The 22,586-nt window shown below is 71.8% G+C and carries 23 protein-coding genes; 11 read left to right on the top strand and 12 right to left on the bottom strand.

What is annotated here, in order from left to right; genetic code table 11:
* Positions 1-154: 154 nt before the first annotated feature.
* The gene (locus ACIRSS_RS12595) at positions 155-1,069 is read right to left on the bottom strand and encodes a LysR substrate-binding domain-containing protein (RefSeq protein ID WP_400894019.1); all 915 of its coding nucleotides are present in this window, start codon (positions 1,067-1,069) and stop codon (positions 155-157) included.
* Positions 1,070-1,173: 104 nt separating this feature from the next.
* Here ACIRSS_RS12595 and ACIRSS_RS12590 point away from each other — a divergent pair, with 104 nt between their 5' ends.
* Both ACIRSS_RS12590 and ACIRSS_RS12585 read left to right on the top strand, forming a co-directional pair.
* Positions 1,174-1,869, top strand: coding sequence for an SDR family oxidoreductase (locus ACIRSS_RS12590; RefSeq protein WP_400894018.1), 696 nt, complete (start codon positions 1,174-1,176; stop codon positions 1,867-1,869).
* A gap of 101 nt (positions 1,870-1,970) precedes the next feature.
* A complete protein-coding gene (locus ACIRSS_RS12585) occupies positions 1,971-2,588 on the top strand; it encodes a hypothetical protein (protein ID WP_400894017.1) in 618 nt (205 codons plus the stop codon).
* A 2-nt stretch (positions 2,589-2,590) separates the two neighbouring features.
* On the opposite strand, the gene ACIRSS_RS12580 is transcribed toward ACIRSS_RS12585, so the two are convergent.
* Positions 2,591-3,025, bottom strand: coding sequence for a GNAT family N-acetyltransferase (locus ACIRSS_RS12580; protein WP_400894016.1), 435 nt, complete (start codon positions 3,023-3,025; stop codon positions 2,591-2,593).
* A gap of 117 nt (positions 3,026-3,142) precedes the next feature.
* Between ACIRSS_RS12580 and ACIRSS_RS12575 the strand changes: the two genes are divergently transcribed.
* Positions 3,143-3,364, top strand: a complete 222-nt coding sequence (locus tag ACIRSS_RS12575; protein ID WP_400894014.1) for a hypothetical protein — start codon at positions 3,143-3,145, stop codon at positions 3,362-3,364.
* A gap of 173 nt (positions 3,365-3,537) precedes the next feature.
* Positions 3,538-4,323, top strand: a complete 786-nt coding sequence (locus ACIRSS_RS12570) for a DeoR/GlpR family DNA-binding transcription regulator (protein ID WP_400894012.1) — start codon at positions 3,538-3,540, stop codon at positions 4,321-4,323.
* A 1-nt stretch (position 4,324) separates the two neighbouring features.
* Here the strand turns inward: ACIRSS_RS12570 and ACIRSS_RS12565 are convergent, their stop codons facing one another.
* The 7 genes from ACIRSS_RS12565 to ACIRSS_RS12535 form a co-directional block, all read right to left on the bottom strand.
* Positions 4,325-5,137 (bottom strand): SGNH/GDSL hydrolase family protein, encoded by an 813-nt coding sequence (locus ACIRSS_RS12565; protein WP_400894011.1) that lies wholly within the window; start codon positions 5,135-5,137, stop codon positions 4,325-4,327.
* 71 nt (positions 5,138-5,208) lie between these two features.
* Entirely contained in the window at positions 5,209-6,696 is a 1,488-nt protein-coding gene (locus ACIRSS_RS12560; RefSeq protein WP_400894009.1) for an alpha/beta hydrolase, read from the bottom strand.
* Positions 6,697-6,778: 82 nt separating this feature from the next.
* Complete coding sequence (locus tag ACIRSS_RS12555; RefSeq protein ID WP_400894007.1) at positions 6,779-8,143, bottom strand: MDR family MFS transporter; 1,365 nt, start codon at positions 8,141-8,143, stop codon at positions 6,779-6,781.
* Between the two features lie 47 nt (positions 8,144-8,190).
* The gene (locus ACIRSS_RS12550; RefSeq protein WP_400894005.1) at positions 8,191-9,177 is read right to left on the bottom strand and encodes a substrate-binding domain-containing protein; all 987 of its coding nucleotides are present in this window, start codon (positions 9,175-9,177) and stop codon (positions 8,191-8,193) included.
* A gap of 14 nt (positions 9,178-9,191) precedes the next feature.
* Positions 9,192-10,196, bottom strand: a complete 1,005-nt coding sequence (locus ACIRSS_RS12545) for an ABC transporter permease (RefSeq protein ID WP_400894003.1) — start codon at positions 10,194-10,196, stop codon at positions 9,192-9,194.
* Positions 10,193-11,722 carry a sugar ABC transporter ATP-binding protein gene (locus tag ACIRSS_RS12540; protein ID WP_400894001.1) on the bottom strand — a complete coding sequence of 510 codons (1,530 nt, stop codon included), beginning with the start codon at positions 11,720-11,722 and terminating at the stop codon, positions 10,193-10,195. The genes ACIRSS_RS12545 and ACIRSS_RS12540 overlap by 4 nt, the downstream gene beginning before the upstream one ends.
* 90 nt (positions 11,723-11,812) lie before the next feature.
* The gene (locus tag ACIRSS_RS12535) at positions 11,813-12,805 is read right to left on the bottom strand and encodes a LacI family DNA-binding transcriptional regulator (RefSeq protein WP_400893999.1); all 993 of its coding nucleotides are present in this window, start codon (positions 12,803-12,805) and stop codon (positions 11,813-11,815) included.
* Between the two features lie 92 nt (positions 12,806-12,897).
* On the opposite strand from ACIRSS_RS12535, the gene ACIRSS_RS12530 reads away from it, so the two are divergent.
* Positions 12,898-14,382, top strand: a complete 1,485-nt coding sequence (locus ACIRSS_RS12530; protein WP_400893997.1) for an FGGY-family carbohydrate kinase — start codon at positions 12,898-12,900, stop codon at positions 14,380-14,382.
* A gap of 32 nt (positions 14,383-14,414) precedes the next feature.
* Here ACIRSS_RS12530 and ACIRSS_RS12525 read toward each other — a convergent pair whose 3' ends face one another.
* The 3 genes from ACIRSS_RS12525 to ACIRSS_RS12515 all read right to left on the bottom strand — a co-directional run bounded on the left by ACIRSS_RS12525 (position 14,415) and on the right by ACIRSS_RS12515 (position 17,121).
* Entirely contained in the window at positions 14,415-14,747 is a 333-nt protein-coding gene (locus tag ACIRSS_RS12525) for a hypothetical protein (RefSeq protein WP_400893995.1), read from the bottom strand.
* A gap of 321 nt (positions 14,748-15,068) precedes the next feature.
* Positions 15,069-15,962, bottom strand: coding sequence for a hypothetical protein (locus tag ACIRSS_RS12520; protein WP_400893993.1), 894 nt, complete (start codon positions 15,960-15,962; stop codon positions 15,069-15,071).
* A 193-nt stretch (positions 15,963-16,155) separates the two neighbouring features.
* Entirely contained in the window at positions 16,156-17,121 is a 966-nt protein-coding gene (locus ACIRSS_RS12515) for a helix-turn-helix domain-containing protein (RefSeq protein ID WP_400893991.1), read from the bottom strand.
* 51 nt (positions 17,122-17,172) lie between these two features.
* On the opposite strand from ACIRSS_RS12515, the gene ACIRSS_RS12510 reads away from it, so the two are divergent.
* The 6 genes from ACIRSS_RS12510 (at position 17,173) to ACIRSS_RS12485 (ending at position 22,570) form a co-directional block, all read left to right on the top strand.
* Entirely contained in the window at positions 17,173-17,553 is a 381-nt protein-coding gene (locus tag ACIRSS_RS12510; RefSeq protein WP_400893989.1) for a cupin domain-containing protein, read from the top strand.
* A gap of 10 nt (positions 17,554-17,563) precedes the next feature.
* A complete protein-coding gene (locus ACIRSS_RS12505) occupies positions 17,564-18,139 on the top strand; it encodes a GNAT family N-acetyltransferase (RefSeq protein WP_400893987.1) in 576 nt (191 codons plus the stop codon).
* 32 nt (positions 18,140-18,171) lie between these two features.
* Positions 18,172-18,675, top strand: coding sequence for a winged helix-turn-helix transcriptional regulator (locus ACIRSS_RS12500; RefSeq protein ID WP_400893985.1), 504 nt, complete (start codon positions 18,172-18,174; stop codon positions 18,673-18,675).
* A gap of 69 nt (positions 18,676-18,744) precedes the next feature.
* A complete protein-coding gene (locus ACIRSS_RS12495; RefSeq protein WP_400893983.1) occupies positions 18,745-19,236 on the top strand; it encodes an SRPBCC family protein in 492 nt (163 codons plus the stop codon).
* On the top strand, positions 19,233-20,258 hold the full coding sequence (locus tag ACIRSS_RS12490) for an LLM class flavin-dependent oxidoreductase (protein WP_400893981.1): 1,026 nt from the start codon (positions 19,233-19,235) through the stop codon (positions 20,256-20,258). Before ACIRSS_RS12495 ends, ACIRSS_RS12490 begins: the two co-directional genes overlap by 4 nt.
* Entirely contained in the window at positions 20,255-22,570 is a 2,316-nt protein-coding gene (locus ACIRSS_RS12485; RefSeq protein ID WP_400893979.1) for a molybdopterin-dependent oxidoreductase, read from the top strand. The genes ACIRSS_RS12490 and ACIRSS_RS12485 overlap by 4 nt, the downstream gene beginning before the upstream one ends.
* The last annotated feature ends 16 nt before the right edge of the window (positions 22,571-22,586 follow it).

Raw genomic sequence — 22,586 nt, 5'->3', positions numbered from 1 at the left:
CCGATCGGCCCCACCCACCGGTACTGACCGGTAGGAGCAAGCTATCCGATGGAACCAAACTTTGGCGAATAGCACAGCGAAATCGGGGTGGCGGAGAGAAGTTCGTCCTGATGGCACAAAACCTTCGTAGGGAATCTGTCACATTCACGAGGACTTAACGAGGGGTTGAGGAGAGTTTGTCCTGGAGGACGCCCGGAAGGGCGATCCCGCGGTGCCTTACGTCCGCGGAAAACCGCCGGACGAGTGGATCCGACGGCGTCGCGGTGAACGTGACGACGTCCCGGTGCAGAGCGGGCTTCAGCCGTCGCAGCGCGCCGGGGAACGTGCGGGTCAGCGCGGTCGTCGGGACCAGCGCGACGCCCAGCCCGGCCGCGGCGAGCTGCGCCGCCGTCGCCGCCTGCTTCGTCCGCATCACCGCGCTCAGCACGGTTCCGCGCCGCGCCGCCTCCTCGTCGAGCCAGCCCCCGAGGCCGTTGTCCGGGTGGTAGTGCACCACCGGCAACTCGGCCAGGTCGGCCATCGGGACCGCCGCCCGGGTGGCGAGCGGGTGGTCGGCGGCCAGGGCGACGACGACCTCCTCGCGTCCGACCAGCTCGGTGTGCCCGGTCCAGTGGGTCGGCCGCGGCCCGGCGGCGACGTCCGCTTCGCCCGCTTCCAACGCCGCTACCAGCGCGTCCGCGCTCGTCGTCTCGGTCAGCGTGATCAGCACGCCGGGGCGGTGCCGGTGCCAGGCCCGCAGCACGGGCGCGAGCAGGCCGGCGGTCATGCTTTCCGCGCACGCGATCCGCAGCGTGCCTTCGCCGCCGGCGGCCACCGCGCGGCCGGTCCGGACCACGCGCTCCGCGGCGGCCAGTGCGGCTCGCGCGTCGGCCAGGACCGCGCGTCCGGTGGCGGTCGGCCGGACCCCGCGCGGCAGGCGTTCGAGCACCGGCGTGCCCAGTTCCCGTTCGAGCGCCCCGATCTGGTGGGACAGCGCGGGCTGCGACAGGTGCAGCCGCGCGGCCGCTTCGGTGATCGACCCGGCGTCCAGCACCGCGACCAGGCACTCGAGCGCGCGCAGCGTAGGCATTCGCCGATTCTATCGCAGCCATCGAAAACCTTCGGATCGCGATGGGATGAATACGGCGCCGGCCCGCGCTGACTCCTGGTGTGCGAAACGGAAGGAGCACGGAAATGTCGTTCGAAGGAAAGCGCCTGGTCGTCGTCGGAGGCGGTTCGGGGATCGCGCGCCGGATCGCGGTGGACGCGCACGCGGCGGGCGCGGAAGTCGTCTTGGCCGGCCGGGAACCGGCGCGGATCGACGTTCCCGGTATTCGCGCCGCATTCGCGGATCTCGGGGACGAATCGTCGCTGAAAGCGCTTGCCGAAGAGGTCGGCGAACTCGATTACCTCGTCACGCTCGCGGCGGCGCCGGCGAACGGGCCCGTCTCGGCGCTTTCGCGCGACGCGGTCACCCGGGCCTTCGACGCCAAGGTGATCGGGCCGCTGCTGCTGGCCAAGCAGTTCGCGCCGAGGTTCCGGGACGGCGGCGCGATCGCGTTGTTCTCCGGCGTCGCGGCGTGGCGCCCGGCGCCCGGACGGGTCGTGATGGCCACGACGAACGGCGCGGTCGCGTTCCTCGCCGAAGCGCTCGCGGTCGAGCTCGCGCCGATCCGGGTCAACGCCGTCTCCCCGGGCATCGTCGACTCCGGCGCCTGGGACCGCCTCGGCGACGGGAAGGACGAATTCCTGCGCCGGACCGCGGAGGCGAATCCGGCGCGCCGGGTGGGGCAGCCGGCGGATGTCGCGGCGGCGACCCTGCAGGTGCTGGCGAATCCGTTCATGACCGGCACGGTGCTGCACGTGGACGGCGGCGGCCGGCTCGCTTAGGAACGCTGGGTGATTGAGCCTTTACAGAGGCCTGAACCATTCCTATGATCGGCCGTCCGGACGCAGTTGCCCGCGTCCGGTCGGCCCAGGTGGAGGGTTTGATGGCACGCAGGGCTCCGCGCGGCGACGCGGTCACGGTCGCCGAGTTGCTGGTCCGGTCCGCGGCGGACGGTCGACACCGCGAGCCTTCGCGGCATCGCGAGAAATCCCAGGCCTTGCGCTCGCTGGCCCGGTTGCGGGTGTTCTCCGTGGTCGCCGGCGCGCTGGCGCTGACCGGCGGCGTCGCGACGGCGGTGTCGATGCCGGCCGAGCGCGGCACGGGAGCGGTCTGGCCGCCGGCCGGGCTGGAACCGCCGGCCGCCGCGCTGGTGCCGTTCCCCGCGGACGTCGTCGTGCCGCCCGCCGCACCGGCTCCGAAATCCGTTCCGGCCGTCGGTGAACCCGACGAAGTCGCCCCGATTGTGGCGCAGCCGGTTTCGAATTCCGGAACGACGGCGGCTCATCGCGGAAATCTCGCGAAGGCGGTCAAGATCGTCGGCAAGGTGAAGCCGCAGAAGCTTTTGAAGGTGCCGGTCCTGTCTTCGCCGTCTCCGGCTCAGGGCAAGAAGGCGGCGCCGGTGCGGCACGAAATCCCGGACTTCTCGGCGTGGTGGCGCGAGTGGGCGCAGCAGCCGCCGTCCCACGGCCGGCACGACGGCTGCGGCCACCACCGCCGGTGAGCTCAGAGCGGGATTTGGTACTGCATGAAGCCCTTGTCGAGGGCGACCTGGTCGTAGAGCCGGCGCGCGGTCGTGTTCGACGTCTGCGTGTGCCAGTAGACGCGCACGCAGCCTTGCGCGCGCGCCCAGCCGGCGACGGCTTCGATCAGCGTCCGGCCGACGCCCCGGCCGCGGGCTTTGCTGTCGGTGAACAGGTCCTGCAGGTAGCAGACGTCGGCGGAGGTCGTGCTCGGGTGCGTGAAGAAGTGCACGATGCCGACGAGTTCGCCGTCGAGCCGCGCGCCGAGCGCGTGCATGCGCTCGCCGGTCTCGAACTCGCGCCAGGCGCGGTCCACCAGTTCCGGATCGAGCGTCCTGCCGTAGAACGTGTTGTAGCCGGCGAACAGGTTTTCCCAGGCCGGACGGTCTTCCGCGGTGAGGGCCCCAGTGGTGATCACGCATTCGAGGCTAACGCGCGGGGTGACACGCTGGACACAACTGGCCAGTAAGGTGACGAACCCGAATCCGATTCATAGAATCACCAGCCATCAGGTCCCGATCAGTGGAGGTTACCGATGGCGCGCACGGCGCACCGTGCCAGTGGCAAGCCGGTGACGGTGGGAGAGCTGATGCTCCGCCCGGACGTCCACGGCAGACGCCGGCCCGAGGACCTGGAAGTACTGGAGCTGGCGTACCGGATGCGCCGCCGGGTGGGCCCGGAGCCGATCGTGGCGCGCACGCCGCGTTCCCGGGCATTGGCGGTGGTCACCGGCCTTTGGCGGCGCAAGGCGCGGTAGGTTCGCCGCTCTGGTGCCGACGCGACTCATTTCTTTGTGGGCCACCCTTCTGGCGAGGGTGGCCTTTTTCGTGCCTGGCAGCGTGCAGGAGTCACCGCCAATGCAGCATACTGCTCGAAACAGCCGCGAACAGAGCACGAGACTGCGCGAAAGCCAAAACCAGGGAGCACCGGATGGCCCGGCACGAAAGACTCACCACCCTTCTGGACATGCTGGGCCAGCGAGAAAAGATCGACGTCGAAGACGTCGCAGCCGAACTGGACGTCTCCGCCGCCACGATCCGGCGGGACCTCGACCACCTCGCCGAACAACAGCTGCTCACCCGCACCCGCGGCGGCGCCGTCGCGAACGACCTCGCCTACGACCTTCCCCTGCGGTACAAAACCGCCCGTCACGTCCCGGAAAAGCAGCGGATCAGTACCGCGGCGGCCGCGGAAGTCACCAAAGGCATGGTGGTCGGGCTCAACGGCGGGACCACCACCGCGGGTGTCGCTCGCGCTCTGGCTATGCGGGCCGATCTCAGTGGACGCGGGGATGCTCCTGGCCTCACCGTCGTCACCAACGCCCTCAACATCGCGCACGAGCTCGCCGTGCGGCCGAACGTCAAGATCGTCGTCACCGGGGGTGTCGCGCGGCCGCAGTCGTTCGAGCTCAGCGGGCCTCTTGCCACGCGGGTGCTCAGCGAGCTCACCATCGATCTGCTGTTCCTCGGCGTCGACGCCTTCGACGCCGACGCCGGCGCGTTCGCCCACCACGAAGGCGAGGCCAGCATCAACCGGCTCATGGTGGAACGCGCCGAACGCGTGGTCGCCGTCGCGGATGGGTCGAAGCTCGGCCGGCGGGCCTTTGCCCGGATCTGTGAAACCACGCAGGTGCACGCCCTCGTCACCGATACCGACGCCGACCCCGAGGCGGTTCGGGCCTTCGAAGCCGCCGGGGTCGAGGTGCGGACCGTCTGACTCAGCGCGCGAACGCCAGCGCCGCGGCCAGTGCGCGGTGGCCGGCCGCGCTCGGGTGGACGTCGCAGCCGCCCGTCGGGAGCTTGACCAGCAGGCCCGCCGCGCACGGGTCGCCGCCCGTGCGCAGGGATGCCAAGAGGAACGCCGTGAAGCCGTCCGCGACCTTGCCGTGGTAGCGGCGGGTCACCTGGATCAGCGCCGCGTCGAGCGCCTTCACCTGCGCCACCTGCGTCGGATCGCGGTAGTCGAGCGAGTAGTACGACACCAGCACGACGTCGCCGCGATACTGGGCACGCACCGCGGAGAGGATGGCCGCGAGGTTGCGGCTCACCTGGTTCAGGGCGGCCTGGAAGTCCGGGCCCGTGCAGTGGTCCGGCGTCGTGTTCTGGCACAGGAACATGTCGTTCGCGCCGATCGTCAGCGTCACGAGCCGGGTGTCGCGGTGCGTCCGCAGGTACTGCACGGCGTAGTCGATCTGGGCGCCCGCGTACGAAACGTGCAGCGGGTACGCCAAGCGGTAGCCGTTTTCGCAGCCGTTGCTCGGTGCGGTGACCACCAGCAGGCTCCCCGTCGTCTCACCCGGACAGGACGCGTTCGCCAGCCGCAGCCCGCGCAGGGCCGCGTATTTCTCCGCGTAGCCGCTGAAGTTGGCCGCGTTCAGGTAGTCCGCGCCCGCGTTGGGCCGGTAGCCGAACGCGACGGAGTCGCCGAGCGCGAGGTACCCGCCGTGGCGGGACGTCGCTTGCGCCGGCGCCGTCAGGAGCGCGCTCGCCGCGATGACCGCCGCGGCCATGACGAAGAATCGACGAAGCATCCTCGGCTCCCTTCCCCGCACCGTCGCGTGGCCTGAACGATTGTCCTCGTTCCGGCCACGCGACGGAAGCGTCAGAAGCCGATCGTCGCCGGCGCCTTCGGCCCGTCCATCCGGGCTTCGGCCGATCCCGGCTCGACGGCGGCGCAGTGCGTGCCGCGCGCCGGGAGCTTGCCGGTGATCAGGTAGTCGTCGGTCGCCTTGATCACGCACCGGCTGTTCTTGGAGTACGCGCCGTGGCCCCAGCCGTCGTAGGTGAGCAGCGTGCTGCCGCTCTGCCGGGCCGCGGCCTGCGACCACGCGTACGGCGTCGCGGGGTCGAACTTGCTGCTCAGCATCAGCAGCGGCGGCGCGCCGTGGATCTGCAGCGGGTGCTGCGGGTTGCTGGTCCTGTTCGGCCAGCCGATGCAGCCGGTGACCGCGGTCCAGCCCAGCGAGTTGACCTTGACGTCCGGCGCGAGCGCCGCGGCCGTCCGGCGGTACGCCTCGAGCTCGGCGTAGTTGTGCACCGGCAGCTTCCAGTCGTCGCAGAACACGCTTTGGAACACGTTGTTGACCGGGAGGTCGTCCTTCAGCCGCGCCGACGCGGGCGGCGGCGTGCCGTCCGCCAGCGACCTGAGGACCGCCGCCAGCCGGTCCCAGCTCGGGCCGTAGAAGGAACCTTGGAACATCCCCGCCAGCGCAAGCGGCGTGACGACCTCGCCGCTCTGCGGGTCCTTCAGCTCCCCGCGCGCGGCCTTGTCCTGCAGGGCGCGGGTCAGCTTCGAGACGTCCCGGCCGTGCAGCGCGCAGCTCGGCGTCCGGTCGCACCAGGCGGCGAACTCGCCGAACTCCGCTTGCACCGACTGCGTTTCGCTGTTCAGGAACTCGAACGCCGTGTACTGCGAGTGGTCCATGTTGCTGTCGAGCACGAGCGCGCGGACCTTGTCCGGGAACAGCTCGGCGTACTGCTGGCCCATCAGCGTGCCGTAGGAAACCCCGTAGTACGTCAGCTTTTCGTCGCCGAGCGCGGCGCGGATCGCGTCCATGTCGCGCGCGACGCTCTTGGTGTCCCCGAACTGACCCAGCGGCCCGGAAAGCTTGTCACAGCTCTCCCCGAGCTTCCGGTTGTACGCCGCGAGCTGCTCGAACTCGGCCTGGTTGCGCGGGACTTCCGGGTGGTCGGCGATGATCTCGTCGAGCCCGCACTTGATCTGCGTGCTCTCGCCGACGCCGCGCGGGTCGAAGCCCACGGTGTCGAACCGCTTGGTGACCTCCGGCGAGAGCGACCAGCCCGCTTCGACCTGGCCCGCGCCCGGACCGCCGGGGCCGCCCGGGTCCATCAGGATCGACCCGATGCGCGCCTGCGGGTCCGTGGCCTTGCGCCGCGCGAGCGCGATGTTCGCGGTGCCCCGATCCGGGTGGGCCCAGTCGATCGGCACGGTCACCGTGCCGCAGTCCACGCCGGGCGCGTCGGGGCACGGTTTCCAGTCGATCGCCCCGGTGGCCGCCGAAGCCGGCGTCGCCGCCAGCAGGCTCCCCAGTACTGCCGCCGCCGTCAGCAGCTTCGCTACCCCCGCCATGTCAGCCCTTCCCCTTACCGACAGTGGTTGTTCGGCTCCAGGAAATCACCAAACCGGGGTTCGCGCCAGGTTCCCTGGTGGATCAGGCCGTGGTGTCCACTGTGGACGAACGCTCGGCGTGCCGGAGCCAAGCCGTCGCGCCGGTGCCGAGCGCGCAGACGCCACCCAGGACGCCGAAGGCCCACCCGAACCCGGTCGCCGGATCGACGGCGAGGCCTTGGGACAGCACGATCACGCACAACGCGCCCCCGGCCGCGCCGCCCACGCGCATGACGATGTTCACCAACGCCGTCGCGTGCCCGAGCTCGCCGGCGGCGACCGACGCGTACGCCGCCGTCGACGCGGGCATGATCGACAGCCCGAGTCCCGCGCCGCGGACCACGAGCAGCGCCTGGATCAGCCACGTCGGCGCGTCCGGGCCGAGCCACGGTAGCGGGACGGTGGCCGCCAGCACCACCACCGACCCGGTGAGCGAGACGGTGCCGCCGCCGTAGCGGTCGGTCAGCCGGCCGGCGACGAGCACGAACGCGGTCGTGGCCAGGCCCATCGGGGCGAGCAGGACGCCGGCCTCGGCGGGTCCGGCGCCGAGCCGGACCTGGAACCACAGCGGCAGCACCAGGACCGCGCCGAACATCCCGGCGCCGGCGAGCAGAACGGACGCCAGCGCCGAGCCCATCACGGGCCGGGCGGCCAGCCGCAGGTCCAGCACCGGGTGCCGCACGCGCAGCGAGCGCCAGACGAACACCGCGAGCGCGAGGGCGCCGACGGCCGCGAACAGCGCGTTCCGCTCGGTGAGCGTGTAGACGAGCAGCGGCAGGCCGAGGGTGATCAGGGCGAGGCCGGGCCAGTCCACCGGCGGCGGCTGGCCGCGGTCGCCGCGCGGGACGTACCGCAGCGCCAGGCCGAACGCGAGCAGGCCGATGGGCAGGTTGAGCCAGAACAGGACCGGCCAGGAGAAGTGGGCGAGCAGGAGGCCGCCGACGCTCGGGCCGACGACCGGTGCCAGCCCGACGACCAGGCCGAGCGTGCCCATGGTGCGGCCGAGCCGTTCCGGGCCGACGGCGAGGCCGATGACCGTCTGCCCGGCGGTGACCATGACGCCGGTGGCCATGCCTTGCAGCGCGCGGACGGCGATCAGCGTGCTGGCGTCCGGGGCGAGGGCGCACGCGATCGACGTGAGCAGGAACGCCGCCAGGGCCCAGAGCCAGAGTCTTCCGGCGCCGAGTTTCTTGACCAGCCACGGGGTCAGCGGCAGGGCGGCGGAGAGGCCGAGCAGGAAGGCCGTCGCGACCCACTGGATTTCGATGAGGCTGACCCCCAGGCGCAGCCTCATCGACTCCAGCCCGACCGCGACGATCGAACCGTCCATGTTGCCCAGGAAGCCGCCGAGCGCCATGACGCCGGAGGCGATCCAGACGCTGCGGGGGATGGGCGGGGCAGTGGTCATGGTGGCGACGGTAGAAGTTCGAGCAAGGTTGAAGTCAAGGACCGACGTCAGCCGTTGCCCCGCGCGTAGACCTCGGCCGCGTTCGCCTGCGTGACGAGCTGCGTCGGCAGCATCTGCGTCTTCGCCGGCTTCGCGCAGTCGACGAGGATGCTCTTCGCCGACGCCACCGCCTCACGACCGCCCGTCGGGTAGACGAACGTCGCCGCCAGGCGGCCCGCTTCCACCGCCTTGATGCCGCCGGACGGGATGGGCAAGCCGTCGATGCCGATGAACTTGACCTTCTTGTCCAGTCCCGCGGCCTTCGCGGCGAGGTAGGCGCCTTCGGCCATCGGGTCGTTCTGGGCGTAGACGGCCTGGATCTCCGGGTGCGCCTTGAAGACCGCGTCCGCCTGCTGCTGGCCCTTCTCGCGCAGCCAGTCACCGTCCACAGTGGTCACGATGTCGATGCCGCGGCCCTCGATGCCCTTCGCGAAGCCGTCCTGGCGCTCCTTGGCCGGGGTGGACCCGGCGAGCCCGCGGATCTCGGCGATCTTCCCGCCCTGGGGCAGGATCCGGTCGGCCAGGTACTGCCCGGCCTGCCGGCCGATGTCGACGTTGTCGGCACCGATCCACTGCGTGTACGCGTCGCCGTCGACCTTGCGGTCCAGCACCAGCACCGGGATGCCCTTGTCGTAGGCCTTCTTGACGACGGCCGTCAGCGGCGTGGCCTCGTTGGGGCTGATGATCAGCAGGTCGATGCGCTGGGTCAGGAAGTTCTCGACGTCGGCCACCTGCTTGGAGTTGTCCTGCTGCGCGTCGGCGAAATTGACGGTGAACTGCGGAACCTCGCGAGCCGCGCGGGCGATGTCGTCGTCCATCTGCTTGCGGTAGGGCTCGTTGAGGTTGGCCTGGCTGACGCCGATCGCGTACTTCCCCGCGGCGCCCTTGCAGGCCGCGGCGGAGGTCGTCGCGCCCTGGCCGGAGTTCTCGTGCGTGGTGCCGCAGGCGGCCAGGAGCAGGACGAGCGCGGGTAGCGCGAAGTGCTTGCCGGACATCTCTTTCTTCCCCTCTACGGTGTCGGACGCAGCCGCTGCAGACCCGCGGCGGCCACGATGACCAGGCCCTTGATCAGGAGTTGCACGTTGGGATCGACGCTGTTGAGCGCCAGGACGTTGTTGAGCACGCCCAGCAGCAACGCGCCGGCGACGGTGCCCGACACCGAGCCGCGGCCGCCCGACAGCGCCGTGCCGCCGATCACGACCGCGGCGATCGCGTCCAGCTCGTAGCCGCTGCCGTCGTTGGGGCTGCCCTGGTTCAGCTGGCCGGCGTGGATGATCCCGGCGAGCGCGGCGAGCAGCCCGCTCAGGCCGTAGACCAGCACCTTGACCCGGGTGACGGCGACGCCGGAGAGGCGCGCGGCCTTCTCGTTGCCGCCGATCGCGTAGACGTGCCGGGCGAACGCGCTGGTGCGCAGGAAGACGATGGCCGCGACGGCGACCACGGCGAAGATCACCGCGGGGATCGGCACCAGGCCGTTGAAAGTCCGCTCGCCGAGCAGCGAAAAGGCGACGGGCGCCTCGCCGGGGCCGTCGCCGTACGCGATCGCGACGCCCTGGCCGCCCGACCAGATCCGCGCGAGCCCGCGCGCGACCTGCAGCCCGGCGAGGGTGACGATGAACGCCTGGATGCCGAACACCGCCGACGCAACTCCTTGAAGCAGGCCGAAAACGAGCCCGGCGGCGAGCACGACCAGCACGGCCGGAAGCACGCCGAAGCCGTCGTCCACCAGCAGCACGGCCGAGCCGACGGCGGCCAGCCCGAGCACCGCGCCGACCGACAGGTCGATCCCGCCGATGAGGATCACGAACGTCATGCCGACGGCGATGATGCCGATCTCGGCGATCGCGCGGACGACGTTGAAGAGGTTCTCGCCGCTCAAGAACACGAGGTCGCCGTCGTGGCTCGGCGAGAACACGATCGCCGCGGCGAGCACCAGGACCAGGCCGAAGAGGCTCTGGAAGCGGAACAGCGCGGCCACGACGTCGCGCCGCGGCAGGAACTCGGTTGTGGTCATCGCGTTTCCCCCATCGCGGCGGCGAGCAGTTCGGCTTCGCCGGCGGCGTGCGTGTCCAGTTCGGCGGCGCCGCGGCCGTCGTGCAGGACGACGACCCGGTCGCACAGCCCGACCAGTTCGGCGGGTTCGGAGGACGCGAGCAGGACGCCGATGCCGCGGGCGGCCGCGGCGGCCAGCAGCTGGTAGATCTCGGCCTTCGCGCCGACGTCGACGCCGCGGGTCGGCTCGTCGAGCAGGAGCAGCTTCGGCTCGGTGAGCAACGCGCGGCCCAGCACGACTTTCTGCTGGTTGCCGCCGGAGAGCGTGCCGACCGGGTCGGCGAGCGCCCCCTTGACCTTCAAGTCGCCGAGGACCTTCGCGACGGTGTCGTTCTCGCGCCGCCGGGTGAGGAACCCGGTCGTCGCCAGTCCGTCCACAACGGACAGTGCGGTGTTGGCGCGGACGGAATGGGGGAGCGCGAGGCCGGCGATCCGGCGGTCCTCGGGTACCAGCGCCAGCCCGAGGCGGACGGCGTGCCGCGGGCTCCTCGGGCGGATTTCCCGGCCACCGAGGGAAACGCGGCCGTGCCAGCGGCCAGGGGTGCCGGCCCCGAACAGCGTCTCCAGCAGCTCGGTGCGCCCCGAGCCGAGCAGCCCTCCGAGGCCGACGATCTCGCCGGCGCGGACGGTCAGCGTGATCCCGGCCGGCTCCCGGCGGCCGGCCCGGTGCCGCCGCGGGCGCAGCGCGAAGTCGTCGAGGCGCAGCAGCTCGTCGCCGGTTTCGCCGTGCTTGACGCGGAAAAACGCTTGGACCGGGCGGCCGATCATCGCCTCGGTGACCCGCTCGACGGTCAGGTCGCGGGCGGTGAACGCGGCGGCGACGCGGCCGTTGCGCAGGACGGTCGCGCGGTCGGCGAGCCGGCCGATCTCCTCGAGCCGGTGGGAGATGTAGACGATGCCGGCGCCCGCGTCGCGCAGCTCGTCGATCACCTTGACCATCCGCTCCACCTCGGCACCGGTGAGCGCGGAGGTCGGCTCGTCCATCACCAGCACGCGCGCGTCGAGCGCGAGGGCCTTGGCGATGGCGACCAGCTGCTGTTCGCCGGTGCGCAGCTCGCCGACCACGCGCTTCGGGTCGAGCGCGATCCCGGTGCGGGCCAGCAGTTCGCGCGTCTCGCGGTGCATGCGCTGCCGAGCGAGGGTGCCGAAACTCGTGTGCGGCTCGCGGCCGAGGAAGATGTTGGCGGCCACGGAAAGCCCGGGAACGAGGTCGAGCTCCTGGGGGATCAGCGCGATGCCGCGGCGCTGCGCGTCGGCCGGACCGCCGAACACGACGGGCTCGCCGTCGACCTCGATCGTGCCGCGGTACCCGGTGATGTCGCCGGACAGGATGCGCACGAGCGTCGACTTGCCGGCGCCGTTTTCGCCGAGCAGCGCGTGGACTTCGCCGCGGCGCACGGTGAAGTCGACGTCGTCGCAGGCGAGTGTCCCGCCGTAGGCCTTGCTGACGCCGCTCAGCGCGACCAGCGGGGTACCCGGCTCTTCCATGACACCCCTCGCGTCGGCGGAAGATGGGAGTAATCGATTACTCGACGCTAGGGGCGATGCCGGGGTGTGTCAAGCGTCACTTCGGGCGGACTAACGGGCGGAACTGCCCCGGACGATGAGCTGCGCGGCCATCGTCGTGGTGGTCGTCGCGCGGGAACCGTCGCCGATGCGGTCGAGCAGGAGCCGCGCGGCCAGCTGGCCCATCGCGTGGGCCGGCTGGGCGACGACCGTGAGCGCGGGCGAGATCAGCGTCGCCCACGGCGCGTCGTCGAACGACACGATCCCGACGTCGCGCCCGGCCCGCCGGCCGAGTTCCGCGAGCGCCTGCAGCACGCCGACGGACATCGTGCTGCTGGACACCAGGAGCGCGTCCGGCGGGTCGGGCCGGGTCAGCAGCCGGGTCGCGGCTTCGCGGCCGCCGGTTTCGCGGAATTCGCAGCGGCGAACCAGTTTCGCGGAGTACTTCCGGCCCGCGGCACGGAGTCCGTCGCGGTAACCGTCGAGCCGGTCGTCCGCCGTGGTGACCCCCGGCGGGCCGGCGATGCAGCCGATCCGCTCGTAGCCGTTCTCCGCCAGGTGGGCCACGGCTTCCCGGGCCGCGGCGCGGGAATCGAGGAGCACGGCGTCGCAGTCCGCCGAGTCGAGGCGCCGGTCGACCGTCACGATCGGCGTCCGGTGCGCGGTCAGCGGCCGGACGTCGCTGTCGCCGGTCGTCGGAGAGATGATCACGCCCGCGAGCCGCTCCTGCGCCGCGACCTCGACGTACCGGCGTTCCTTGGCCGTGTTCTCGTCGGAGTTGCACAGCATCACCGAGTAGCCGGCCGCCTGCGCCGCGTCCTCGACGCCGCGCGCGATCGCCGTGAAGAACGGGTTTTCGACGTCGGAGATGATCAGCGCCAGCACCGCGGTCTCGCGGCGGCGCAGGCTGCGGGCGAGGCCGTTCGGCGTGTAGCCGAGCTCTTCGACGGCCCGGGCCACGCGCTCGGCCAGCACCGGGTCCACAGTGGACTTCCCGTTGAGCGCCCTGGACACGGTCGCGGTCGAGACGCCGGCCAGCGCCGCCACGTCGGAGATCGTCGCCACGCGCGTCCTCGCTCGTCTCGTTGACAGTGCTCTGGGCACACCATAGCGTGGTGGTAATCGATTTCCCGCAGGGTGAGTCCGTGGAGGGGCGGATGACGGGACTGCTGCTCGGGGTGGACATCGGCACGGCGAGCTCGAAGGGGGTGCTGGTGGACCCCGGCGGCGCGGTGCTCGCCCGGTCGGTCCGCGAGCACGCCGTCTCGACGCCGCGTCCCGGCTGGTTCGAGCACGACGCCGAAACGGTGTGGTGGGCCGACTTCACGGAGATCGTCGCCGACCTGCTGCGCGCCGCCGGCGGACGGGCGCTCGCTGGGCTCGGGGTCAGCGGCATCGGGCCGTGCCTGCTCCCGGCTTCGGCGGCGGGCGAGCCGTTGCGGCCGGCGATCCTCTACGGCGTCGACACCCGGGCGGGCGCGGAGATCGCGGAGCTGAACTCCGAGCTGGGCGCGTCCGAAATCCTCGCGCGCGGCGGTTCGCCGCTGACGAGCCAGGCGGTCGGGCCGAAGGTGCGCTGGCTGGCCCGGCACGAGCCGGACGTCTACGCGCGCACCCGCAAGCTGCTGATGGCCAGTTCCTTCCTGGTGCACCGGCTGACCGGCCGGTACGTCCTGGACCACCACTCGGCGAGCCAGTGCACGCCGATGTACGACCTGGTGGCCGGCAAGTGGGCCGAAGACTGGGCGGAGCGCGTCGCGCCGGGCGTGGCGCTGCCGGAACTGCTGTGGCCGACGGAGGTCGCGGGGGAGGTCACCGCCGCCGCGGCCGCGCTGACGGGGTTGCCCGCGGGGCTGCCGGTGACGGCGGGGACGGTCGACGCGTGGGCCGAGGCGGCGAGCGTCGGGGTCCGCGAGCCGGGCGACGTCATGGTGATGTACGGGACGACGATGTTCCTTGTCCAGGTGCTCACCGAACCGCGCCCGCACCCCGGCCTGTGGGGCACGCGCGGGGTGACGCCGGGCAGTTTCACGCTAGCGGCGGGCATGGCGACGTCCGGCGCGGTGACCGGCTGGCTGCGCGAACTCGTCGGCGGCTCGTACGCGGACCTGGTGGCGGAGGCGGCTTCGGTGCCGGCGGGGAGCCGCGGGTTGCTGATGCTGCCGTACTTCGCGGGCGAGCGGACGCCGTTGTTCGACCCGGACGCGCGCGGCGTGCTGGCGGGGCTCACGACGTCGCACGGCCGCGCCGAGATCTACCGCGCGGCCTTGGAGGGGATCGCGTACGGGGTGCGGCACAACCTGGAGGCGATGGCGGCCGCGGGCGGCGCGGCGGGCCGGCTGGTGGCGGTCGGCGGCGGGACGAAGGGCGGGTTGTGGACGCGGATCGTCTCGGACGTGACCGGGCTGCCGCAGCAGATCCCGGCCGAGACGATCGGGGCCTGCCTGGGTGACGCGCTCCTCGCGGCGGAGGCGGTGGGGCTGGAACCGGCGCGGGGCAACCCGATCGCCGCGACGGTGACGCCGGACCCGGCGAACCCGGCGCGGTACGAGGAGTTCTACCGGCACTACCGGGCGTTGTACGACGCCACGGCGGGGACGGCGCACTTCTTGGCGGAGCAGCAGCGCGTGGCGACGCCCTGACTAGCCTCCTCCGGCCGGCGAGCGCGCTCGGGTCACTGGGCCGAACGGCGGCGGTCCGCGACCATCCCGCGGTAGTGCTCCAGCGCCGCCACGGATTGGGTGACCTGCTCGAAGCTGGGCAGCGCGTGCACGTTCGCCACCAGCGTCATGTCCTTGCGCGGGATGTCCATGAAGCACACTTCGATGCCGAACTCGGCCGCGTGCTCGGCCACCTGCAGCCGCCACGTCGGCAGGTCGTGCTCATCGCCGAGCCACTCGTGCAGGTAGACGCACCACTTGCCGCGGCTGAGCTCGCCCGCGATGGCGTCCTGCCCGACCAGGTACGGCTCGGTCACGCCGTCGTCCATGACCGTCCCCGGGTACACCAAGGCACTGCTTCCCTCCTGTCCGGCGGCGACCCCTACCTCCGGAAAGCGCTCTCTCGGCGGGCCTCCCCACCACGGCCGAGCAGCGCGAGTCCCGGGAGCCATTGTCGGCCGACCGGGACGGCGCCAACATACCGGCGGATTTGGCGCACAGCAACCATTTCGCGCGTGCGCGCCGCTCGCGTGACGGAGAGCGTGCACAGCTCGCGTGCGGATGCACGTGCCGATCATCGGCGGCCGGCTGCCGAATGCAGACTGCAAATTGCGCATCGCGGCACCCGCTCGCCCATGCCCGGGCGGGCGGGTGCCGCGAACCGGCCGCTACCGCGCGAGCCAGGTCCGGAGGAGGTTCGGCGATCCCCCGAAGTAGGCACCGTCGGTGACGTAGACCGTGTCGCCCCGGACGGCGACCGCCGTCGGGTTGGCGAGTCCGTCCGAAGTGGACAGAATCGTCTTCGTTCCGGCCTCGCCGACCGTCACGACCCGGTTGTCCTGGTTGATCGCGGCGACGACCGTGCCGCCGTGGAACGCGAAGTCGTCGACCGGCCCGAGGCCCGACGCGACGACCCGCCCCGGTGCACCGGTGAGCGGGAACCGGACGAGCGTGCCCCGGTCCAGGTTGGACACCCAGACGGCGCCGGCGTGGACCTTGATCCCGTTGGCGCCGAAGCCGCTCACCGGTGCGAGCAGTTCGCCGGTCGCGAAGGCGGTGACGCGCCCGCGGGAGATCCGCCAGACCGTCGAGCCGAACGAGTCGGCGACGAACAGGTCACCGGTCGCCGGGTCGCGCGCGACGCCGTTCTGGAACCCGGACGGCGGCAGCGACGCGACCTGGACCGGGGTGCCGCCGGGCCGGACGCGGTAGAGGCCGGTCGCCGCGGTGCCGGTCGAGACGGCGAAGTACAGGTCGCCACCGGGCGCGCGGACGATGCCGCCGAGGAACAGTTTCTTGTGGACGACCGGGATGTCGCCGTCGTCCGGCACCGGAACGCGGGCGATGACGCTCACCTGTCCGCCGGGTGTGACCCGGCCGATCTCGCCGGACCAGGCGAAGGTGAGGTCGGCGGAGCCGTCGGGCTCCAGGGTGATGTTCTCCGGCTGCTGCCCGGTGGCGGCGTCGAGGGGAATGATCCTCGACGCCGCCGTCGCGGGTGTCGCCGGCAGGGCGAAGACGGCGGCCGCGGCCAGCACGGCGCCGAACTGCTTGATGCGCAACGGAAACTCCGATTTGTCGGTGGAACGGCGAAGAGAACCCCAGATCGCCGTGCCTTCGACGGTAGGCCCGGTGCGCCCCCGGCCACCAATAGCCCAGGCTGGGGCGGCCATCGGAAAACCGATCACAGGTCGCGGGCGGAACAACGCGAGAGCTGCGGCCCGAGCCGACTGCCCGCAGCCGCGTCCGGGCTTCCTAAGCCGCAGGTCCGAAGCGGCGGCGGTACGCGCTCGGGCTCAACCCGGTGTGCCGGCGCAGCTGCAGGCGCAGGTTGGCCGCCGTGCCGAAGCCGCTCGCCGAAGCCACCCGGTCCAAGCGCAGCTCACCGCGCTCGATCAGGCGGCACGCCAGCGACACCCGCTCGGTCGTCAGCCACGCCAGCGGAGTGGTGCCCAGCTCCGCACGGAACTTCCGGTGCAGCGTCGCCGGGCTGGTCGCCGCGCGGGTGGCCAGGTCGGTGACGGTCAGGGGCTGATCCAGTCGGCCCAGCGCCCATGCGAGCACCGGTGCCAGCGATGTCTCCGGCACCGCCGGCACCGGCCGCGCGATGAACTGCTGCTGCCCGCCGTCGCGGTGGCCGGTGAACACCAGGCGGCGGCTGACCGCGTTGACGACTTCGGCGCCGTGGTCGCGCTGGATGATGTGCAGGCCGAGGTCGAGGGACGCCGCGCTGCCCGCCGCCGTCAGGATGTCGCCCTCGTCGACGAACAGCACGTCCGGCTCCCACCGGACCGCGGGGAACCGCGAGGCGAAGTCGGCCGCCCACTGCCAGTGGGTGGTCGCCCGCTTGCCGTCGAGCACGCCGGCTTCGGCGAGCGCGAACGCGCCCGTGCAGAAGCTGACCAGCCGGGCACCGCGAGCCGCGGCGCGGCGGATCGCCGCGATGATCGCCGGGTCCGTAGGCACGCCCGTGTCCGGCCGGGCCGGCGCGATCAAGGTGTCCGCGGTGTCGGCCGCCTCGATGCCGGCGACGCCGGTGAGCGTGAACATGCCGAGGTTCATCCGGACGTCCGGGGTCGCGGCGCAGAGCGTGAAGTCGTACCAGGGCCGGTCCAGCTCCGGGCGCCGCAGCCCGAACAGCTCGGTCGCGACGCCCATTTCGAACGGGTTCGACTCCGCCGTCACGATCGCGACGACCCGGTGCGAGAATTCTTGCGGCATGTGCGATTCCTAGCACTCGCGCCGGCGGAACGCCAGGTCGAGCATGGACGCATGAACCCGATCGACCTGAACGAAGTCCTGGCGACCTTCGACGCCGCCTGGAGCCCGCGGATCGTCACCCGCGTCAACGACTACGACATCCGGCTCGCCCGGTTCGACGGCGAGCACGTCTGGCACGTCCACCAGGACACCGACGAGTTCTTCCTGGTCCTCGACGGCGAGATCGAGATCGGCGTGCGCGACCCGGACGAGCGCGTCGTCACCCTCGCGCGCGGCCAGGTCTTCGTGGTGCCGAAGGGGACGTTCCACAAGCCGTCGTCGAAGACGGGCGCGAGCGTGCTGCTGGTCGAACCGGCCGGGACGCTCTCGGTCGGCGACGCGCACGACGAAGTGCCCGAGTACGTCGACGTCACCACCGGGCACCTGGTCTAACGTCGGGGAAATGCTGACTGTCGTACCCGTCGACGAGGCCTCCTGGGCGGACCTGGAGGCGATCTTCGGCGACCGCGGGGACCCGGCCCGCTGCCGGTGCCAGTACTTCAAGCAGACGCCCGCGCAGTGGCGGGCGGGCACCCCGCCGGAGCGTGCCGAGCGGTTCCGGCGACAGACCGCGGACCACGCCACCGGGCTCGTCGCCTACCTCGACGGCGAGCCCGCTGGCTGGTGCGCGGTCGAACCGCGCACGGCCTACCCGCACCTGCTCGGCAGCCGCGTCGTCTGGTCCGGGCGTGACGAGGACCCGGCGGACGACAGCGTCTGGGCGGTGACGTGCTTCGTCACCCGCAAGGGCTTTCGCCGGCGCGGGGTGAGCGCCGCGCTGGCGAAGGCGGCCCCGGGCTTCGCGCGCGAGCGTGGGGCCCGCGCGGTCGAGGGGTACCCGATGCTGGTCGCACCCGGGCAGCAGGTCGCCTGGCCCGCCGAACTGTTCGTCGGCACGGCCGGGATCTTCGCCGACGCCGGCTTCAGCGAGGTCAGTCATCCGACGGCTCGGCGCGTCGTCATGCGGCTGACCTGCTGAGTCCTTCTCGGCAACGGGGTACGCTCGGCCGCATGAAACGGACCTCGTTCGCGAAGTGGCCGTGCTCGATCGCACGCACCATGGACCTGCTCGGCGACTGGTGGACCCCGCTGGTGCTGCGGGACGCCTTCTACGGCGTCCGCCGGTTCGACGAGTTCCAGCAGGCGCTCGGCATCGCGCGCAACACCCTCGCCGACCGGCTCAAGCGGCTGGTCGAGGAGGGGCTGCTGGAGAAGGTCGCCTACCAGAGCGAGCCGGTGCGCTACGACTACGTCCTCACCGAAAAGGGCCGCGACTTCTACCCCGTGCTGCTCGCCATGACGCGGTGGGGCGACAAGTGGCTCGCCGCCGAGGCCGGCCCGCCGATCACCGTGCACCACCTCGCCTGCGGGCACGACACGCACGCCGAAATCGTCTGCGCGGAGTGCCGGGAGCCGATGACCCCGGACGACACGCGGATGCGCCGCGGCCCCGGCTTCCCGTCGCGGCTGGCGCAGCGCCCGGACGTCGAAGCCCGCTTCGCGCGGCAGGAGTGACGTTGACAGGGTAGGTCTATCTACGCAACTATCGTGGTCACCGGCTCGGTGAGGGGAGTGGCGACCACGATGGAGTGGACAGGCGCGCGGTACGCGGACAAGCCGACGGCCGAGGTCTCGACCTGGATCGACGCCGTCCCCGAGGACGTCTGGCCGGTCGTTTCTGACATCTCGCTGATGCCGTCGCTGAGCGCGGAGCTGCAGTCCGTCGAGTGGTGCGAGCAGGGCCGGACGTTCGTCGGCCGGAGCAAGCACGACGCGTTCGGCGAGTGGGAGACGACCTCCTACGTCGTCGAATGCGAGGCCCCGCGGGTGTTCTCCTGGGCCGTTGCGGACCCGGACCGGCCGAGCGCGGTCTGGAAGTTCACCCTCGAGCCCGACAACGGCGGCACGCGGCTGAGCCAGTGGATGCAGATGGGTCCGGGCCGCTCCGGGCTGTCGTTCGCCATCGACCGGATGCCCGAGAAGGAACAGAAGATCGTCTTCGTGCGGCTGCGCGAGTTCGAAGCCGCGATGGTCGGCAACCTCGCGGCGATCAAGGAGCGGGTGGAGAACCCGTGAGGACCGCGACCACCGTCGAGTTCTCCAAGGACACGCGCACGACGCTGGACTTCGTGCTGGAGGCGGAAAAGCTCGGTCTCGACGTCTGCTGGGTCGCCGAAGCCTGGGGCGCGGACGCGCCGTCCGCGCTCGGCTACCTCGCCGCCCGCACCGACCGGATCCGGCTCGGCTCCGGGATCATCCAGCTCGGCACGCGCACGCCGGTCGCGATCGCGCAGGCCGCCTTGACGCTGGCCGACCTGTCCGGCGGCCGGTTCGCCCTGGGCCTGGGCCCGTCCGGGCCGCAGGTGATCGAGGGCCTGCACGGCGTCCCGTTCGCGAAACCGCTGACCCGCATGCGGGAGACGGTCGAGATCATCCGCCAGGCGTTCGCCGGGGAGAAGATTTCGTTCTCCGGCAAGGCGTTCGAGATCCCGCTGCCCGGGGACGCGCGGCCGATGCGGCTGTCCACCGCGCCGAACCCCGATATCCCGATCTACCTCGCGACTTTGTCGCCGAAGCTCCTGGAACTGACCGGCGAGGTCGCGGACGGCTGGCTCGGCACCAGCTTCGTCCCCGAAGGCGCCGACGCGTACTTCGGTCCCCTCGACGCCGGGCTCGCGAAGTCGGGCCGCACGCGGAAGGACATCGACGTCTGCCAGGGCGCCGAAGTCGCCTTCGCCGACAACGAGGACGAACTGCGCGTGCTGGTCGGCAGCCGCAAGAAGGAACTGGCCTTCAGCCTCGGCGGGATGGGCTCGGCCACCACGAACTTCTACAACGACGCCTACAGCCGCCAGGGCTGGGCGGACGTCGCCGCCGAGGTCCGCGAGCGCTGGCAGGCCGGCGACCGCGACGGCGCGACCGCGCTCGTCACCGACGAAATGGTCCTGGGCACCACGCTGATCGGCACCGAAGAGATGGTCCGCGACCGGCTGCGCGTCTGGCGCGACACCGGGATCGACACGGTCCGGCTGTACCCGGCCGGCGAAACCCTCGACGCGCGTCTCGCGACGCTCGGCCGCGCAATGGAGCTGATATGACCGGCGAGTGGCACCGCACCGCGTGCAGCCTCTGCTACCTGAACTGCGGGCTGGAGGTGCAGCTCGACGGCCGGAAGATCACCCGCGTCCGCGGCGACAAGGCGCACCCGCGCTCGGCCGGGTACCTGTGCCAGAAGGCGCAGCGCCTGACCTGGTACGGCGACCACGACGACCGGCTGACGACGCCGCTGCGCCGGCGTCCCGACGGCACCCACGAGCCCGTCGACTGGGACACCGCGCTCACCGAGATCGCCGCGAAGCTGCGTGAGATCCGGGACGCCGACACCGAAGCCGGCCGGCCCGGCTCGTTCGCCTACGTCGGCGGCGGTGGCCAGGGCAACCACTCCGGCGGCGCGTACGGCGCGTCGCTGCTGAAGTGGATGAACTCGACGCGCCACTTCAACGCGCTGTCGCAGGAGAAGACCGGCGACTTCTGGGTGAACGGGCAGATGTACGGCTCGACGCTCGTGCACACCGCCGAGGACGTCGAGCACTGCGACCTGCTGCTCGTGCTCGGCTGCAACCCCTGGCAGGCGCACGGGTTCAGCAACGCCCGGCACGCGCTCAACACGATCAAGAACGACCCCGCGCGCACGATGATCGTGATCGACCCGCGGCGCACCGAGACGGCGGAGATCGCCGACCTGCACCTGCCGCTGCGCCCGGGTACCGACGCCTACCTGCTGGGCGCGATCCTGGCGCTGCTGCTCGAACGCGGCGGCGCGGATTCCGCGTTCCTCGCTTCCCGGACCGAAGGCTTCGACGAGGTCGCGGCGGTGCTGGCGAAGATCCCGGTGGACGAGTGGATCGCGCACGCCGAAGTGTCCCGTGTGGACGTCGACCGGGCCGTCGACCTCATCCTGGCGGCCCGGGCCATGACCGTGCGCGTCGAACTGGGCATCCAGCAGGGCCGGCACTCGACGCTCAACAGCTACCTCGAGAAACTGTTGTACCTGGTCACCGGGCACTTCGGCCGGCGGGGGACCAACAACCTGCACTCGTGGCTGCTGCCGCTGTGGGGTTCGGGCGGCGGCAAGCGCTCCGAGGTGACCGGCTTCGAGTACATCGGCGGCCTGCTGCCGGCGAACACGCTGGCCGAGGAGATCCTCACCGACCACCCGAACCGGGTCCGCGCGCTGTGGGTCGAGTCGTCGAACCCGGCCAACACCTTCGCGGGCACGCGGGACGTCGAACGCGCGATCCGCGAGACCGAGCTGTCGGTCGTCGTCGACGTCGCGTACACGGAGACGGCCGCGCTGGCGGACTACGTGCTGCCGGCGGCGTCGCAGCACGAGAAGTGGGAGTTCACGCTCTTCACCTTCGAGTGGCCGACGAACTACTTCCAGCTGCGGCCGCCGCTGCTGGACCCGTTGCCGGGCACGCTGGTCGAAGCCGAGATCTACACGCGGCTGTTCGACGCGCTGGGCGTGCTGCCGCCGTCGGACGTCCTGGCTTCGCTGGCCGAGGGGCCGCGTTCGGAGCTGCAGGCCGGGCTCGGGGCGCTGGTCCAGGCGATGCCGGAGCGGTCCGCGATCCTGCCGGTGCTGCTGTACCGGACGCTGGGCGCGTCGCTGCCGGACGGCGCGGCGTCGATCGCGCCGCTGTGGGCGGGGTGCCACCGCGCGGCGAAGACGATGACCGTGCCGGTGCAGCGGGCCCTGGGCAGCTCCGCGACCGGTGTCGAGCTGGGGGAGGAACTCTTCTCGCGGATCTTGGCCGGGCCGACGCCGTTCTCGGCGCACGAGCAGGACGAGGTGTGGAGCCTGATGCGCCGTGCGCGGGTCCGGCTGGCCGTGCCGGAACTGCTGGACTGGCTTTCGTCGCTCGACCCGGCTTCGGAGCGGCCCGACCCGGCGTTCCCGTATTCGCTGCTGAACGGGCAGCGCCGGGCGCACAACGCGAACCAGATCCTGCGCGACCCGCGCTGGCGCCGCACGGATCCGGACGGCGCGCTGCGGGCGCGTCCCGAAGAACTGGCGTCGATCGGCGCTTCGGCGGGTGACTGGGTGGCGGTCGTGACGCCGGCCGGCCGCGTGGTCGTCCGCGCCGAAGCCGACCCGGGGCTGCGGCCGGGGCAGCTGGCGTTGCCGCACGGCTACGGCATGGCCCACCCGGACGCCGACGGCCGTCGCGTGGTCAGCGGCCCGCGGATCAACCTGCTGACCGACGCGCTCGACCGCGACCCGATCGCCGGAACGCCGCACCACAAGGACGTCCCGGCGCGGCTGGAGCCGGCGACGGAGGAGGAGCGCGCCCGCGCGGAAGCCGACAGCGTGCGCGTTCGTGCGACTGTCGCGAGTGGACGGTCCTGACGTTTCCCCGGTTTAT

It is taken from the genome of Amycolatopsis sp. NPDC101161, from assembly GCF_044768185.1.
In the GTDB taxonomy this organism is placed as follows: Bacteria; Actinomycetota; Actinomycetes; order Mycobacteriales; family Pseudonocardiaceae; genus Amycolatopsis.
Note: the sequence above shows the minus strand (reverse complement) of the source record. Positions and strands in the feature narration are given on the sequence as shown.

Excerpts from the sequence above, each read along its gene's own strand:
- ACIRSS_RS12500 (WP_400893985.1), top strand. The coding sequence starts at position 18,172 with ATGAAACGGACCTCGTTCGCGAAGTGGCCGTGCTCGATCGCACGCACC.
- ACIRSS_RS12495 (WP_400893983.1), top strand. The coding sequence starts at position 18,745 with ATGGAGTGGACAGGCGCGCGGTACGCGGACAAGCCGACGGCCGAGGTC.
- ACIRSS_RS12540 (WP_400894001.1), bottom strand. The coding sequence starts at position 11,722 with ATGGAAGAGCCGGGTACCCCGCTGGTCGCGCTGAGCGGCGTCAGCAAG.
- ACIRSS_RS12575 (WP_400894014.1), top strand. The coding sequence starts at position 3,143 with ATGGCGCGCACGGCGCACCGTGCCAGTGGCAAGCCGGTGACGGTGGGA.
- ACIRSS_RS12585 (WP_400894017.1), top strand. The coding sequence starts at position 1,971 with ATGGCACGCAGGGCTCCGCGCGGCGACGCGGTCACGGTCGCCGAGTTG.
- ACIRSS_RS12560 (WP_400894009.1), bottom strand. The coding sequence starts at position 6,696 with ATGGCGGGGGTAGCGAAGCTGCTGACGGCGGCGGCAGTACTGGGGAGC.
- ACIRSS_RS12505 (WP_400893987.1), top strand. The coding sequence starts at position 17,564 with ATGCTGACTGTCGTACCCGTCGACGAGGCCTCCTGGGCGGACCTGGAG.
- ACIRSS_RS12550 (WP_400894005.1), bottom strand. The coding sequence starts at position 9,177 with ATGTCCGGCAAGCACTTCGCGCTACCCGCGCTCGTCCTGCTCCTGGCC.
- ACIRSS_RS12570 (WP_400894012.1), top strand. The coding sequence starts at position 3,538 with ATGGCCCGGCACGAAAGACTCACCACCCTTCTGGACATGCTGGGCCAG.
- ACIRSS_RS12515 (WP_400893991.1), bottom strand. The coding sequence starts at position 17,121 with ATGCCGCAAGAATTCTCGCACCGGGTCGTCGCGATCGTGACGGCGGAG.
- ACIRSS_RS12565 (WP_400894011.1), bottom strand. The coding sequence starts at position 5,137 with ATGCTTCGTCGATTCTTCGTCATGGCCGCGGCGGTCATCGCGGCGAGC.
- ACIRSS_RS12545 (WP_400894003.1), bottom strand. The coding sequence starts at position 10,196 with ATGACCACAACCGAGTTCCTGCCGCGGCGCGACGTCGTGGCCGCGCTG.
- ACIRSS_RS12590 (WP_400894018.1), top strand. The coding sequence starts at position 1,174 with ATGTCGTTCGAAGGAAAGCGCCTGGTCGTCGTCGGAGGCGGTTCGGGG.
- ACIRSS_RS12485 (WP_400893979.1), top strand. The coding sequence starts at position 20,255 with ATGACCGGCGAGTGGCACCGCACCGCGTGCAGCCTCTGCTACCTGAAC.
- ACIRSS_RS12530 (WP_400893997.1), top strand. The coding sequence starts at position 12,898 with ATGACGGGACTGCTGCTCGGGGTGGACATCGGCACGGCGAGCTCGAAG.
- ACIRSS_RS12595 (WP_400894019.1), bottom strand. The coding sequence starts at position 1,069 with ATGCCTACGCTGCGCGCGCTCGAGTGCCTGGTCGCGGTGCTGGACGCC.
- ACIRSS_RS12555 (WP_400894007.1), bottom strand. The coding sequence starts at position 8,143 with ATGACCACTGCCCCGCCCATCCCCCGCAGCGTCTGGATCGCCTCCGGC.
- ACIRSS_RS12510 (WP_400893989.1), top strand. The coding sequence starts at position 17,173 with ATGAACCCGATCGACCTGAACGAAGTCCTGGCGACCTTCGACGCCGCC.